General features: G+C 62.9%; 15 protein-coding genes. 10 read left to right on the top strand and 5 right to left on the bottom strand.

Going from position 1 to position 13,969, the window contains the following annotated elements:
- The first annotated feature begins 93 nt into the window (after nucleotides 1-93).
- Nucleotides 94-1,020 (top strand): phospholipase BipL, encoded by a 927-nt coding sequence (bipL, locus tag QN085_RS24540; RefSeq protein ID WP_031325369.1) that lies wholly within the window; start codon nucleotides 94-96, stop codon nucleotides 1,018-1,020.
- On the opposite strand, the gene QN085_RS24535 is transcribed toward bipL, so the two are convergent.
- Nucleotides 1,021-1,773 carry a DUF2059 domain-containing protein gene (locus QN085_RS24535; protein ID WP_003258544.1) on the bottom strand — a complete coding sequence of 251 codons (753 nt, stop codon included), beginning with the start codon at nucleotides 1,771-1,773 and terminating at the stop codon, nucleotides 1,021-1,023. It abuts the gene before it with no gap.
- 113 nt (nucleotides 1,774-1,886) lie between these two features.
- Between QN085_RS24535 and QN085_RS24530 the strand changes: the two genes are divergently transcribed.
- Both QN085_RS24530 and QN085_RS24525 read left to right on the top strand, forming a co-directional pair.
- The gene (locus QN085_RS24530) at nucleotides 1,887-2,519 is read left to right on the top strand and encodes a 2OG-Fe(II) oxygenase (protein ID WP_024087880.1); all 633 of its coding nucleotides are present in this window, start codon (nucleotides 1,887-1,889) and stop codon (nucleotides 2,517-2,519) included.
- Entirely contained in the window at nucleotides 2,506-3,009 is a 504-nt protein-coding gene (locus QN085_RS24525; RefSeq protein WP_041506349.1) for a 2-thiouracil desulfurase family protein, read from the top strand. The genes QN085_RS24530 and QN085_RS24525 overlap by 14 nt, the downstream gene beginning before the upstream one ends.
- 122 nt (nucleotides 3,010-3,131) lie before the next feature.
- On the opposite strand, the gene QN085_RS24520 is transcribed toward QN085_RS24525, so the two are convergent.
- Nucleotides 3,132-3,620: a substrate-binding periplasmic protein gene (locus QN085_RS24520; RefSeq protein ID WP_031324545.1), complete on the bottom strand. Its 489-nt coding sequence runs from the start codon at nucleotides 3,618-3,620 to the stop codon at nucleotides 3,132-3,134.
- 224 nt (nucleotides 3,621-3,844) lie between these two features.
- On the opposite strand from QN085_RS24520, the gene QN085_RS24515 reads away from it, so the two are divergent.
- Nucleotides 3,845-4,321, top strand: coding sequence for a DUF4399 domain-containing protein (locus QN085_RS24515; protein WP_023661367.1), 477 nt, complete (start codon nucleotides 3,845-3,847; stop codon nucleotides 4,319-4,321).
- 150 nt (nucleotides 4,322-4,471) lie between these two features.
- On the opposite strand, the gene serA is transcribed toward QN085_RS24515, so the two are convergent.
- Nucleotides 4,472-5,701, bottom strand: a complete 1,230-nt coding sequence (gene serA / locus QN085_RS24510) for a phosphoglycerate dehydrogenase (RefSeq protein WP_003258542.1) — start codon at nucleotides 5,699-5,701, stop codon at nucleotides 4,472-4,474.
- A gap of 170 nt (nucleotides 5,702-5,871) precedes the next feature.
- On the opposite strand from serA, the gene QN085_RS24505 reads away from it, so the two are divergent.
- The 4 genes from QN085_RS24505 (at nucleotide 5,872) to QN085_RS24490 (ending at nucleotide 10,055) form a co-directional block, all read left to right on the top strand.
- Nucleotides 5,872-7,269 carry a D-2-hydroxyglutarate dehydrogenase gene (locus QN085_RS24505; RefSeq protein WP_013974677.1) on the top strand — a complete coding sequence of 466 codons (1,398 nt, stop codon included), beginning with the start codon at nucleotides 5,872-5,874 and terminating at the stop codon, nucleotides 7,267-7,269.
- Between the two features lie 24 nt (nucleotides 7,270-7,293).
- Nucleotides 7,294-7,959, top strand: coding sequence for a fumarylacetoacetate hydrolase family protein (locus tag QN085_RS24500; protein WP_015272191.1), 666 nt, complete (start codon nucleotides 7,294-7,296; stop codon nucleotides 7,957-7,959).
- A 182-nt stretch (nucleotides 7,960-8,141) separates the two neighbouring features.
- Nucleotides 8,142-9,062, top strand: coding sequence for an SdiA-regulated domain-containing protein (locus QN085_RS24495; RefSeq protein WP_013974675.1), 921 nt, complete (start codon nucleotides 8,142-8,144; stop codon nucleotides 9,060-9,062).
- 90 nt (nucleotides 9,063-9,152) lie between these two features.
- The gene (locus QN085_RS24490) at nucleotides 9,153-10,055 is read left to right on the top strand and encodes an SdiA-regulated domain-containing protein (RefSeq protein WP_023660914.1); all 903 of its coding nucleotides are present in this window, start codon (nucleotides 9,153-9,155) and stop codon (nucleotides 10,053-10,055) included.
- Nucleotides 10,056-10,159: 104 nt separating this feature from the next.
- Here QN085_RS24490 and rpiA read toward each other — a convergent pair whose 3' ends face one another.
- Nucleotides 10,160-10,834, bottom strand: coding sequence for a ribose-5-phosphate isomerase RpiA (gene rpiA, locus QN085_RS24485; RefSeq protein WP_013974672.1), 675 nt, complete (start codon nucleotides 10,832-10,834; stop codon nucleotides 10,160-10,162).
- Nucleotides 10,835-10,968: 134 nt separating this feature from the next.
- On the opposite strand from rpiA, the gene ilvA reads away from it, so the two are divergent.
- The gene (ilvA, locus tag QN085_RS24480; protein ID WP_015272188.1) at nucleotides 10,969-12,483 is read left to right on the top strand and encodes a threonine ammonia-lyase, biosynthetic; all 1,515 of its coding nucleotides are present in this window, start codon (nucleotides 10,969-10,971) and stop codon (nucleotides 12,481-12,483) included.
- Between the two features lie 148 nt (nucleotides 12,484-12,631).
- Nucleotides 12,632-13,057, top strand: coding sequence for a DUF2269 domain-containing protein (locus QN085_RS24475; protein WP_023660915.1), 426 nt, complete (start codon nucleotides 12,632-12,634; stop codon nucleotides 13,055-13,057).
- Nucleotides 13,058-13,186: 129 nt separating this feature from the next.
- Here QN085_RS24475 and QN085_RS24470 read toward each other — a convergent pair whose 3' ends face one another.
- Nucleotides 13,187-13,843 (bottom strand): histidinol-phosphatase, encoded by a 657-nt coding sequence (locus QN085_RS24470; protein WP_023660916.1) that lies wholly within the window; start codon nucleotides 13,841-13,843, stop codon nucleotides 13,187-13,189.
- Between the last annotated feature and the right edge of the window lie 126 nt (nucleotides 13,844-13,969).

The raw sequence follows: 13,969 nt of genomic DNA, 5'->3' as shown, positions 1-13,969 counted from the left end.
GCCGCTCCAAGTTCGAAGGTGAGCAAGCTTGCCACGACGCCAGCCAGAGCTGAATATCCCAGATCAATACTTGCTTCACTGTGGATGTACCCGATGCCCGCTGCCTTTCACCCAGACCTCCTGCGCACCAGCCTGGCGCCACTGACCGCTCGCCAGCCGTTGTCGGCACAGGCGCAGGACTATCAGCGCTTCTATGGCCTGAACCTGTCGGCCCACAGCTGGCTGGGCGGCTTCCAGGCCGCAGGCTTCGAGCTGGTCGGGCAGGCCTGGCTACCCGAGCAGCCGAGCGCGACGCTGTTCCTGCTGCACGGCTATTACGACCATATGGGCCTCTACCGGCATGTGATCGATTGGGCGCTCAAACAGGGTTTCGCCGTGATCAGTTGCGACCTGCCCGGCCATGGCCTGTCCAGCGGCGAGCGGGCCAGCATCAGTGATTTCGCGGTTTACCAGCAGGTGCTGGAGGCTTTGTTCGAACAGGCGCGCACGCTGCAACTGCCGCGCCCTTGGCACCTGTGCGGCCAAAGCACCGGTGGCGCCATCGCCGTTGACCACCTGTTGTACCAAGGCGCGCGCAGCCCCATCGATGGCCAGGTCATCCTGTTGGCACCGCTGGTGCGGCCCTGTGCCTGGCGCTGGTCGAAGCTAAGCTATCGCGTGTTGCGTCACTTCGTGAATGGCATCGAGCGGCGCTTCAGCGAGAACACCAATGACCCGACCTTCCTGCCGTTCCTCGAAGCCGACCCGCTGCAACCGCGCCGCCTGCCAACGGCCTGGGTGGGGGCCTTGATTGCCTGGGTCAAACGCATCGAGGCCGCGCCGCGCAGCACGCGGCGGCCGTTGATCGTGCAAGGAGAAGCGGATGGCACAGTGGACTGGCCGTACAACCTCGAAGTACTCAAGGCCAAGTTTGCCGAGCCGCAGATTCTGATGCTGCCCGAGGCCCGTCACCACCTGGCCAACGAGCTGCCGGGCATTCGCCAGCGCTACTTCGACTTCATCGACCAGCGCCTGGGCTGATCACTTAAGGTCGCTGCTGCTCTGGCCAACTGCCAGGCCTGCGCGAACGGCGGCCAAGGCGGCCTGGTAGTAAGCCTTGCCGTCTGGCGACTCGGCAAAGGTAGCGAACTCTTCCAGCTCGGCATCGGACAGGTCGCGATAGACATACAGCAGGGTGTTGTTGAGGTCTTCGCCGATCTGGCCCATCAGGCGCTGGCGCTGGCCGTCGAGCAGGTTCTGGGCCTGACCGCCGCCGAACAGGCCGGGGATCATCGAGCTGAGGCTGTCGGCCGCCACGCCGGCAATGGCCAGGCTCACTTCGGCACCGGCTTCGCGCGCCGGCAGGGCCTGGGCCAGATGCCCGATTATCAGCAGGCGATCATCGCTGGCCTGGATCTTCGGCAAGCCCTTGGCATTCCTGGCCAGTTCGTCCTTGCGTGTGGCCTTGAGCTCCGCAGCCACCACCTTGCGCCCCAGCGGCGACCGGAAGAACGCCAGCGCCGGTGCCGGGTTGGCCAAGGTTGCGCGCAGCTGCGCCTGGGCGCGACGGTCCACCGCCTGGGCCTGGAAGCGCTGGTTGCTGTTGTTTACCAGCGCCTGGTACACGGCGGGTGGCAAACTGTTGCGGTAGCGTTCCTGGGCAGCGGTCAGGGCATCATTGAAATGGGCGCGCTGGTCGGGCCAGCCGGCGGCCTTGTACAGTTGATCCAGGTTGTCTGCCCAGACAGGCACGGTGCAGATCATCAGCAGAATCAGGGAAAACAGACGGCGCATTCAGGACTCCTGTCGGCAGGTGGCTATTGTCCGTGGCCGGGCGCCGGTTTGTCGAGATATCCGCGTGCTTCTCGGCCAAGTGGCGCTGTGCGCCGGCATGGCTAATGGATATGATGCGCGCCATGCACATCTCCCCTGAACACCCGATGCTTGCGGCCGTCGTCGACGATCTGGCCACCCATGGCTGGTCCCAGCAGGCGCTTTTTCTGCCCGCCGACCTGGTGCGCGCGCTCGCGGCCGAGTGCCGGCGCCGTGATGCCGAAGGCGAACTCAACCCTGCAGGGGTTGGGCGCGGTGCTGCCCAGGAGGTGCGCGAGGCCATTCGCGGCGACCAGATCCAGTGGATCGACCCCGGCCAGGCCGAGGCCTGCGACCAGTACCTGAGCGCCATGGACCAGCTGCGCCAGGCCATCAACCAGGGCCTGTTCCTTGGCCTGGAAGACTTCGAGTGCCATTTTGCCTTGTACCCGCCAGGGGCGTTCTATCGCCGGCACCTGGACCGCTTCCGCGATGATGACCGGCGCATGGTGTCGGCAGTCCTGTACCTGAATGAAGGCTGGCAGCCGCAGGACGGTGGCCAGTTGCGCATGTTCCTGGCGGACGGTGTCGAGCATGATGTCGAGCCGGTGGCGGGCTGCCTGGTGGTGTTCCTGTCGGGCGAGGTGCCCCATGAGGTGCTGCCGGCAGGGCGTGAGCGGCTTTCGTTGACCGGCTGGTTCCGGCGCCGTGGTAATGACCCCTTCTGACGTGCCCAAGGTGCTGGTCAGCGCCTGCCTGCTGGGGCAGCCAGTGCGCTATGACGGCCGCGCCAGTGGCCACCCCGACCTGTTGCAGCGCTGGCAGGCCGAAGGGCGCGTGGTGCCGTTGTGCCCGGAAGTGGCGGGTGGCTTGCCGACCCCACGGCCGCCTGCAGAGATACCGGGCGGGCAGGGTGGGGAGGTGCTCGACGGTGGCGCGCAGGTGCTGACGGTGACGGGCGATGATGTCAGCGCCGAGTTCCTGGCTGGGGCGCAACGGGCGCTGGAGTTGGTGCACCGGCATTGCATTCGTGTGGCCGTGCTGAAGGCTGGAAGCCCTTCGTGTGGCAACCGGTTGACCTATGACGGCACGTTCAGTGGTGTGAAGGTGGCCGGGGAAGGGGTGACCACGGCATTGCTGCGGCGGGCGGGGGTGCTGGTGTTCAGCGAGCTGGAGCTGGACGAGGCACAGCAGGCTCTGGCCGGGCTTTCAGCTTAAGCCTGTTCCGGCCCTTTCGCGGGTGAACCCGCCTTCCACAGGGACATCACAAGCGTTGAGGGCTGTGGAAACTTGTGGGAGCGGGTTCACCCGCGAAGAGGCCGGTACAGGCAGCAAAAATCCTATTGCCCGGCCGCAGTCTCAGGCACACCCTTGAACCACTTCTGCTCAAGCTCGGCAGTCCGCCCGCTGTCCTTGAGCCGCTGCAGTGCATTGTTCACCGCACTCTCGAACGCCGGGTTGTCCTTCTGGAACGGGATCACCAGCTGCTTCTCGCCAAACGGCAGGCTCACATCGAGCGGGCTGTCACCTTTGGGTGATTCGCTCGACGGGGTCAGTGCGATGTCGTACTTGCCACTCTCGACACCGGGCAGTACCTCTGCCGCAGGAGCTTCGATGAACTCGGCGCGCAGGTCCAGTTCCCTGGCCAGCGCCTGGCCGAAGTCGATCTCGAAACCGCTCAGGTGGTCGTTTTCCTTGAATGCGTACGGCGAGTTGTCGGCCTGTACGGCAATGCGCAGTTCGCCCCGGTCGGCAATTTCGTCTATCAGCTCGGCCTGAGCCAATGGCGTGATCAGTACCGCCAGCATTACTCCTATGGTCGAACGCATTAAAGCCCCTTTTCTCTTTGGCAGATGAATAACCTTCGCCACGGCTTTCTTCCTCGCTGTGGTCGAGCGCAGCCTATGACCTTGAAGCCTCGGCATTGTTTAACCCTGATTGAAATATTTCTGCCTGACGATGTGAACATCTGGGTAAACATATCAACTAAGGTGAACCACCGCCGCCACCGGAATACTGGCGGCGGTCAATAAGTGAATCACAGGAGAAGTGAATGAACAGCCTATTTTCGCGTGCTGCCGTTGCTGGTCTGTTGATGGGAGCGTCAATGTTCGCCAGTGCCGCAGATGCCCTGAAGAGCCAGGAGCCGCCCAAGGATGCCAAGGTCTTCATCGTTTCCCCCGCCGATGGCGCCACGGTCGACAAAACCTTCACCGTCAAGTTCGGCATCGAGGGCATGGCACTCAAGCCTGCGGGTGACAACACCCCGCACACCGGCCACCACCACCTGCTGGTGGATGTGGATAAAGAGCCGGTGGCCGACATGGCGCTGCCGGCCAGCCTGATGCCACAGGCCGGCACCGCGTTGCCGGACGGCCCGCAAGTACTGCACTTCGGCAAGGCGCAGACCGAAACCAGCATTACCCTGACCCCAGGCAAGCACACCCTGCAGCTGGTGCTGGGTGACCAGTACCACGTGCCGTTCAAACCGAGCGTCGTGTCGCAGAAGATTACTGTCGACGTGAAATAGTTGTCGGGTTCTTCGCGGGCTCGCCCGCTCCCACATGATCACCACTGGCTTCAAGGCTGGTGTGGACCCTGTGGGAGCGGGCGACACCAATGTCAAAGGCAAAAAAAGGGAGGCCACCAGGGCCTCCCTTTTTTCATGCCGCCAGCGAACTTAGAACAGGACGCGGGAACGGATGGTGCCCTTGACCTGTTGCAGCTTCTCTTGCGCCAGGTCGGAGTATTCGGCGTCAACGTCGATCACCACATAACCGACTTTCTCGTTGGTCTGCAGGAACTGACCGGAGATGTTGATGCCGTTCTCGGCGAAGACCTTGTTGATCTCGCTGAGCACGCCCGGGATGTTTTCGTGGATGTGCAGCAGACGGTGCTTGCCTGGGTGCGCCGGCAGGGCCACTTCCGGGAAGTTGACCGAGGATACCGAGGTACCGTTGTCGCTGTACTTGACCAGCTTCTCGGCCACTTCCAGGCCGATGTTGGCCTGGGCTTCGGCAGTGGAACCACCGATGTGCGGGGTCAGAATCACGTTGTCCAGGCCACGCAGCGGGCTTTCGAACTGCTCGTCGTTGGAGCGCGGCTCCACCGGGAACACGTCGATGGCGGCGCCGATCAGGTGCTGGTCCTTGATGGCGGCGGCCAGGTGGTCCAGCTCGACCACGGTGCCGCGTGCGGCGTTGATCAGGATCGCGCCCTTCTTCATCGCGCGGATTTCCTTCTCGCCGATCATCCACTGGGTGGACGGCAGCTCAGGCACGTGCAGCGAAACGATGTCGGCCAGGCCCAGCAGCTCGTGCAGGCTGGTGACCTGCACGGCGTTGCCCAGTGGCAGCTTGGTCAGCGGGTCGTAGAAATACACCTGCATGCCCATGTTCTCGGCCAGGACCGACAGCTGGGTGCCGATCGAGCCGTAACCGACGATACCCAGCTTCTTGCCGCGGATTTCGAAGGAATTGGCCGCGCTCTTGATCCAGCCGCCACGGTGGCAGGAAGCGTTCTTCTCGGGGATGCCGCGCAGCAGCAGGATGGCTTCGGCCAGTACCAGTTCGGCTACCGAACGGGTGTTGGAATATGGCGCGTTGAACACGGCGATACCGCGCTCGCGGGCAGCTTCCAGGTCGACCTGGTTGGTGCCGATGCAGAAGCAGCCAACAGCGACCAGTTTCTTGGCGCAGTCGAAGATCTCTTCGGTCAGCTGGGTGCGCGAACGGATACCGATGAAGTGGGCATCGGCGATCTTTTCCTTCAGCTCGGCTTCCGGCAGCGAACCAGTGAGGTATTCGATGTTGGTGTAGCCGGCGGCCTTGAGGGTATCGACCGCGTTCTGGTGCACACCTTCAAGAAGAAGGAACCGGATCTTGCTCTTGTCGAGAGAAGTCTTGCTCATCTGCGTAAACCTGTATCCCGGAGAAAAAATGGCGAGGGTGATGCCAGGCGCAAAGGCAGCCTTAGCATGAACAGCGGGAGGGCTATGCTAGCATACGCGACACAATCTGAGCTTATCCCGACAGGTGAAGAGTGCTCAGGGTGACTATGAATAAGTCGAGAGTTCCAGCGATGACCCACCCCGCTGTAATTGATGAACTGATGACCCTTGTCGACCCTGGCAAGGTCCTGACCGACGCAGCTTCCCTGGAAGCCTATGGCAAGGACTGGACCAAGCATTACCCACCGGCACCCAGCGCCATCGTCTTTCCCAAGACGGTGGAGCAGGTGCAGGCGATCGTGCGCTGGGCCAACACGCACAAGGTGGCGCTGGTGCCGTCTGGCGGGCGTACCGGGCTTTCTGCAGGCGCCGTGGCGGCCAATGGCGAAGTGGTGGTCGCCTTCGACTACATGAACCAGATTCTCGGCTTCAATGCCTTCGACCGCACCGTGGTCTGCCAGCCAGGGGTGATTACCCGCCAGCTGCAGGCCTACGCCGAAGAACAGGGCTTGTATTACCCGGTGGACTTCGCCTCCAGCGGTTCCAGCCAGATTGGCGGCAATATCGGCACCAATGCCGGTGGAATCAAGGTGATTCGCTACGGCATGACCCGCAACTGGGTGGCCGGGTTGAAAGTGGTGACCGGCAAGGGTGAGCTGCTGGAGCTGAACAAGGACCTGATCAAGAACGCCACCGGCTACGACCTGCGCCAGCTGTTCATCGGTGCCGAAGGTACCCTTGGCTTCGTGGTCGAGGCCACCATGCGTCTGGACCGTGCGCCGCGCAACCTCACCGCGATGGTGCTGGGTACCCCCGATTTCGACTCGATCATGCCTGTGCTGCATGCCTTCCAGGGCAAGCTGGACCTGACTGCCTTCGAGTTCTTCTCCGACAAGGGCCTGGCCAGGATCCTGGCGCGTGGCGACGTGCCGGCGCCGTTCGAGTCCGACTGCCCGTTCTACGCGCTGCTGGAGTTCGAGGCCAGCACCGAGGAGGTGGCCAACGAAGCGCTGGCCACCTTCGAGCACTGCGTCGAACAAGGCTGGGTGCTGGACGGGGTGATGAGCCAGAGCGAGACCCAGCTGAAAAACTTGTGGAAACTGCGCGAGTACCTGTCGGAAACAATCTCGCACTGGACCCCGTACAAGAACGACATTTCTGTCACGGTGTCGAAAGTGCCAGCGTTCCTGCGCGATATAGATGCCATCGTCGCCGAACATTACCCGGATTACGAAGTGGTGTGGTACGGCCACATCGGCGACGGCAACCTGCACCTGAACATCCTCAAGCCCGAGCACATGAGCAAGGACGACTTCTTCGCCTCGTGCACCAAGGTCAACAAGTGGGTGTTCGAGATCGTCGAGCGCTACAACGGCTCGATCTCCGCCGAGCATGGTGTGGGCATGACCAAGCGTGACTACCTGGGCTACAGCCGCTCGCCCGAAGAAATTGCCTGCATGAAGGCAATAAAGGCCGTGTTCGACCCTAACGGCATCATGAATCCGGGTAAGATCTTCGCACCTGAATAGAAAGCAGTATCCAGAGGAGTCGCCATGAGTTACCAGCATCAGTACGTAGACGGCACACGCATTCACTTCCCGCTGGGCAAGGTGGTGTGCATCGGCCGTAACTATGCCGAGCATGCCAAGGAGCTGGACAATCCGATCCCCACCGAACCGCTGCTGTTCATCAAGCCGGGCAGCTGCGTGGTACCAGCCGAGGGTGGCTTCAAGATTCCGACGGAACGTGGCTCGGTGCACTATGAGGCGGAAATTGCCGTGCTGCTCGGCAAGCCGCTGTCGACTCACCCGAGCGAGGAAGAGGTGCTGGACGCCATTTCCGGCTACGCACCGGCGCTGGACCTTACCCTGCGTGACGTGCAGGCCAAGCTGAAAGAGAAGGGCCTGCCCTGGGAGCTGGCCAAGTGCTTCGATGGCGCCTGCGTACTGCCGCCGTTCGTGTCGGCCGCCAGCTTCGAGGATGTGACCGACATCCCGGTGCGCCTGACAGTCAACGGCGAAGTTCGCCAAGATGGTAACAGCGCGATGATGCTCAACCCGATCGTGCCGATGATCCAGCACATGGCCGCGCATTTCTCGCTGCAGGCGGGGGATGTGATCCTTACCGGTACCCCGGCGGGTGTGGGGCCGTTCAATGTCGGTGACGAATTGGTGCTGGAGTTGCCGGGTGTGAGCCGCTTCGAAAGCCGGGTGCTCTGACTCGAGACCGCGTCGCCTTCTTCGCGGGTAAACCCGCTCCCACAGGTACTGCGCAACCCTCAAGGGCGACGCTATGCCTGTGGGAGCGGGTTTACCCGCGAAGAGGCCGGTCCTGTTTACCGATTTTTCACACCTGATCCGGATAATGCGCGAATCTACGCCCATTTCCCCAGGACCCCCGCATGCCATCTCCCTCCAGCGCCCCGGCAACCCCCAAGCGTCGTTTCTTCCTGCGCTGGCCCTTCGGCCTGGCCGCGGCGGCGGTAATCGGCTATGGCGTGGCCGTGGCCATGCACTGGGATGACCGCGGCGCGCTGTGGGTCAAGGAAAGCTTCGAAAGCACCGCCGAACGTAGCGAAAGCGTATGGCTGCCGGACTACCAGGTCGACATCGATGCCAAGCCGCTGCCGGGCATGGACGACGATGAAGCTTCGGATGTTGCCTTCAACCCGCGTACCCGCACCCTGTTCGCAGTCATGGGCAAGAACCCGATCCTGGTCGAACTGAGCCTGGATGGCGATGTGCTGCGCAAGATCCCCCTCAACGGCTGGAACAACCCGGAAGGCGTCGCCGTGCTGGAGGACGGCTACCTGGCAATCACCGATGAGCGCCTGCACGACCTGACCGTGGTCAAGGTGGATGCGCAAACCACCTCGTTGAACCATGATGATTTCCAGAACCACGACCTGGGCCCGTCGGTGAAGAGCAACAAGGGCTTCGAGGCGGTGGCCTGGGACCCGCTGCGCCAGCGCCTGGTAATCGGCGAGGAGCGCCCGCCCCGGCTGTATACCTGGAAAACCGACGGTCGCAGCCCGCTCACGGGTGAAAAACAGCTTTTGCCCAGTGATGAACTGGACCTGCGCAACCTCTCGGCGCTTGGCGTGGATCCGCGTACCGGCCACTTGTTGGTGCTGTCGTCCGACTCCAACATGCTTCTGGAACTGGACGAGCAGGGCCAGCAAGTCAGTTTCATGACCCTGCTCGGCGGTTTCAACGGCCTGCAGCACACCATCCCGCGTGCCGAAGGGGTGGCCATGGACGACAAGGGCAACCTGTACATGGTCAGCGAGCCGGCACTGTTCTATCGCTTCAGCAAAAACTGACCCAAACATCCGACTTTTCGGATGCTGGCATTAAGCTTTACTTCAGTTGTTCGTGATTAGATTCGTCACCCCTGTGTCGAGTCTTCCCTCATGCGCCGTTTTGTTCGTCCGTTCCCTGTTCTGGTCGTTATCGGCCTGATCCTGCTCGGCTTGGCCGGGCAGGAGTTTCGCCTGTTCGAGCGTGGCTGGTTCAACCTCAAGGCCTGGTGGCAGCCAGCCGAGCAAAGCATCGGCCTGGACCGTTACCGGGTGTTGGTGGAGGCGCAGCCGATCGAGGGGCTGGATGACGACATCTCGGCGCTGACCTACGACCCCGACCGCAAGACTCTGTTTACCGTAACCAATGCACGCTCGGAGCTGATCGAGCTGTCGCTGGACGGGCGCATCCTGCGCCGAGTGCCGCTGACCGGCTTCGGCGACCCGGAAGCCGTGGAGTACGTCGGGCCCAACAGCTATGTGATCACCGACGAGCGTCAGCAGCGGCTGATTCGCGTGCGCCTGGAGGACGACACGATGTTCCTCGATGCCGGCGATGCCGAGCAGCTGACCCTGGGCATTGGCCTGAATGGCAACAAGGGCTTCGAGGGGCTGGCCTATGATTCGGCGGGCAAGCGCCTGTTCGTGGCCAAGGAGCGTGACCCAATGCTGATCTACGAGGTGCATGGCTTCCCGCACGACAATCCTGAGCAGCCCTATGCGGTGCATGTGGTGCAGGACCGCAAGCGCGATTCGCGGCTGTTCGTGCGGGACCTGTCGAGCTTGCAGTTCGATGAGCGCAGCGGGCACCTGCTGGCACTGTCGGACGAGTCGCGGCTGGTGCTGGAGCTGGATGTGGAAGGCCGGCCGCTGAGTACCTTGTCGTTACGCAAGGGGTTCCAGGGGTTGCAGGCGACGGTGCCGCAGGCGGAGGGGATTGCGATGGATGAGGCGGGGACCATCTATCTGGTCAGTGAGCCGAACTTGTTCTATGTGTTCAAACAGCCAGCGGAGTGAGTGCCTGTGAGAGCCTATTCGCGGGCATGCCCGCTCCCACAGGTACGCCACAGGTTTCGGACCCTGTGCAATACCTGTGGGAGCGGGCGCGCCCGCGAAGAAGGTTACTCAGCCTTGAGGCTCTTCACGCCCTCAGAGGTACCCAGCAGCAGCAAATCCGCCGGCCGTGCCGCGAACAGGCCGTTGGTCACCACGCCAACAATGGCATTGATCTGCGCTTCCAGCTCCACCGGGTTGGTGATCTGCAGGTTGTGCACATCGAGGATCACGTTGCCGTTGTCGGTAACCACGCCCTCACGGTACACCGGGTCACCGCCCAATTTGACCAGCTGGCGCGCCACGTGGCTGCGGGCCATCGGGATCACTTCGACCGGCAGCGGGAACGCGCCCAGCACCGGTACCAGCTTGCTGGCATCGGCGATGCAGATGAAGGTCTTGGCCACGGCGGCGACGATCTTCTCGCGGGTCAGGGCTGCGCCGCCGCCTTTGATCAGGTTCAGGTGCGCGTCGCTCTCGTCGGCGCCGTCCACGTAGAACTCCAGTTCGCTGACGCTGTTCAGCTCGTAGACCGGGATGCCATGGCCCTTCAGACGCTGGGCAGTGGCTTCGGAGCTGGCGACCGCGCCGTCGAAGGCGGTCTTGTGCTGAGCCAGGGCGTCGATGAAGAAGTTGGCGGTCGAACCGGTGCCGACGCCGACGACGCTCTTTTCATCCAGCTTGGGCAGAATGAAGTCGACAGCGGCCTGGGCGACGGCCTGTTTGAGTTGGTCCTGGGTCATGCGGGCTCCGAGAGGGGCAGGGCGGTTTCGAAAAGAGCCTAGTATAACGGCTCGGGCGGCTTTGCTGTGGTCGCCCGACGTAGCGCTGGGGTAGACTCCCAGCCCTTGTCCCGCGGCCCAGTGATGCATTCCCGATGCTCGAACAGTACGTCAAGAAGATCCTCACCTCGCGCGTCTACGACGTCGCGGTCGAAACCCCGCTGCAGAGCGCCGGGCAGCTGAGCAAGCGCCTGGGCAACCAGATTCTGCTCAAGCGCGAAGACCTGCAGCCGGTGTTCTCGTTCAAGATCCGCGGGGCCTACAACAAGCTGGCCCAACTGACCCCGGAAGAACTGGCCCGCGGCGTGGTCACCGCCTCTGCCGGCAACCATGCCCAGGGCCTGGCCCTGGCTGCGCGCGAGATGGGTATCAAGGCCACTATCGTGATGCCCAAGACCACCCCGGAGATCAAGGTCGAGGGCGTGCGTTCGCGGGGCGGCAAGGTGGTGCTGCATGGCGACTCGTTCCCCGAGGCGCTGGCCTATTCGCTGAAACTGGTCGATGAAAAGGGCTTCGTCTACGTGCATCCCTACGACGACCCGCACACTATCGCCGGGCAGGGCACCGTGGCCATGGAAATCCTGCGCCAGCACCCAGGCCAGCTGGACGCGATCTTCGTGCCGGTGGGTGGTGGTGGCCTGATCGCCGGCATTGCTGCCTACGTGAAATACCTGCGCCCGGAAATCAAGGTGATTGGTGTCGAGCCGGACGACTCCAACTGCCTGCAGGCGGCCATGGCGGCCGGCGAGCGCGTGGTGCTGCCGCAGGTCGGGCTGTTCGCCGACGGTGTGGCGGTGGCGCAGATCGGCCAGCACACCTTCGACATCTGCCGCCATCATGTGGATGAAGTGGTCACCGTCAGTACCGACGAAATCTGCGCGGCTATCAAGGATATCTACGATGATACCCGCTCGATCACCGAACCTGCCGGTGCCTTGGGCGTGGCGGGCATCAAGAAGTACGTCGAGTTGTACGGCGTGACCGGGCAGACCCTGGTGGCCATCGACTCCGGTGCCAACGTCAACTTCGACCGCCTGCGCCATGTGGCCGAGCGTGCCGAGCTGGGTGAAAAGCGCGAAGCGATCATCGCCGTTACCATCCCTGAGCGCCCGGGCAGCTTCAAGGCCTTCTGCGAGGCTATCGGCAAGCGCCAGATCACCGAATTCAACTACCGCAAGCACACCTCCGACGAGGCGCATATCTTCGTCGGCGTGCAGACGCACCCGGAAAACGACCCGCGTGCGGCGCTGGTACAGCAACTGACCGAGCAGGGCTTCCCGGTTACCGACCTGACCGACAACGAGCTGGCCAAGCTGCATATTCGCCATATGGTTGGTGGTCATTCGGCCGGCGCCAGTGACGAGATGGTGCTGCGTTTCGAGTTCCCCGAGCGGCCGGGGGCGCTGTTCAACTTCCTCAACAAGCTGGGCGGGCGCTGGAACATTTCGATGTTCCATTACCGCAACCATGGCGCCGCTGACGGGCGCGTGGTGGCGGGGTTGCAGGTGCCGGAGGACGAGCGCCACATGGTGCCGGCGGCGCTGGCCAAGATCGGCTACCCGTACTGGGACGAAACCGACAACCCGGCTTACAAGCTGTTCCTGGGCTGAGCGGCTAAGCTGGGGCTGACGGCCCTTTCGCGGGCTTGCCCGCTCCCACAGGTACTGCGCAGGCTTCAGGGCCTGTGATATCCCTGTGGGAGCAGGCAAGCCGGCGAAGAAGCCTGCACAAAATGGCCTGCTTAAGGACAACCGAGACATGGAACACCTGACCACCCTCAAGACCCTGCACATCATCGCCACCGCGCTCCTGCTGCTGGGTGCTCTGGGCCTGGCGCTCTGGACCGTGCACGCCCGACGCCAGGGCGATGCCGAGGCTTTCGCCAAGCTGCTGCGTCGGCCGCTGGTGTTCGTCTGGCTGGTGATGGGCCTGTGCCTGGTGAGCATGCCGTTCACCGGCTGGTGGCTGGTGCACCTGGTGGGCTGGCCGCTGGGGCAGGCCTGGGTGCTGGCGTCCAGCGTCATCTATACGCTGGGCGCGTTTGCCGTGTGGTGGCTGCTGGTGCGGTTGAACCGGCTGCGCAAGGCCGAGGTGGTGGGGTTGCGCTTTACCCTGGCACTGGCGGTGTTCAGTGGGGTTTGCTTCCTGTCCATCGCCGGGCTGATGGGGGCCAAGCCGGTCTGACAGCTTTGTGCTGTATGTGCTGGCCTCTTCGCGGGTAAACCCGCTCCTACAGGGTCTGAGCAAGGCTTGAGCGCTGTGCAGTACCTGTGGGAGCGGGTTTACCCGCGAAGAGGCCGGCACAGGAAAACCTCAATCCCGCAGCGAAACCACAGGCCACCCACGCATCTCGGCCTCCGTCCGCAGCTTCGGGTCGGGGTCCACCGCCACCGCATGCGCCACCCGCTGCAACAGCGGCAAATCGTTCATCGAGTCGCTATAGAAATAGCTGTCCTCAAGGTCGAAGCCGTTCTCCAGCATCCAGCGCTCCAGCCGCGTCACCTTGCCTTCACGGAAACACGGTATATCGGTACTACGTCCGGTATAGCGGCCATCACGCGTTTCGCATTCGGTCGCCAGCAACACGCGAACCCCCAGGCGCCGGGCAATCGGTGCGGTGACGAAGCGGTTGGTGGCGGTGATGATCACCAGCTGGTCGCCGGCCTCGCGGTGCTGCTGCAGCAAGCTAAGCGCCTTTGGCAGGATGATCGGCTCGATGCAGTCGCGCATGAAATCATGGTGCCATTCGTCGAGCTGGGCTACTGGTGTTGCCGCAAGGATTTCCATGGAAAAGGCCAGGTAGGCCTGCAGGTCCAGGGTGCCGTTCAGGTATTCCTGATAGAAGCCATCGTTGCGTTGCTTGTAGGCAACCGGGTCGAGGATGCCGCGCTGGCAAAGGTAGTCACCCCAGGCATGGTCGCTGTCGCCACCGAGGAGGGTATTGTCCAGGTCGAATAAAGCCAGGCGCATCGCGGTCACTCGCATAAGCCACAGGGTAGGTCCGCAGAATACGGAGTTTTCACGCTGCTGCACATAAGCTTGGCGGGCGCGTTGCTGCGCTCGCAAGCTTTGTGGAACAATGCGGTGACATGCGTT

Source organism: Pseudomonas sp. M2(2023) (assembly GCF_030263955.1).
GTDB classification, from domain to species: Bacteria; Pseudomonadota; Gammaproteobacteria; order Pseudomonadales; family Pseudomonadaceae; genus Aquipseudomonas; species Aquipseudomonas asiatica.
Note: the sequence above shows the minus strand (reverse complement) of the source record. Positions and strands in the feature narration are given on the sequence as shown.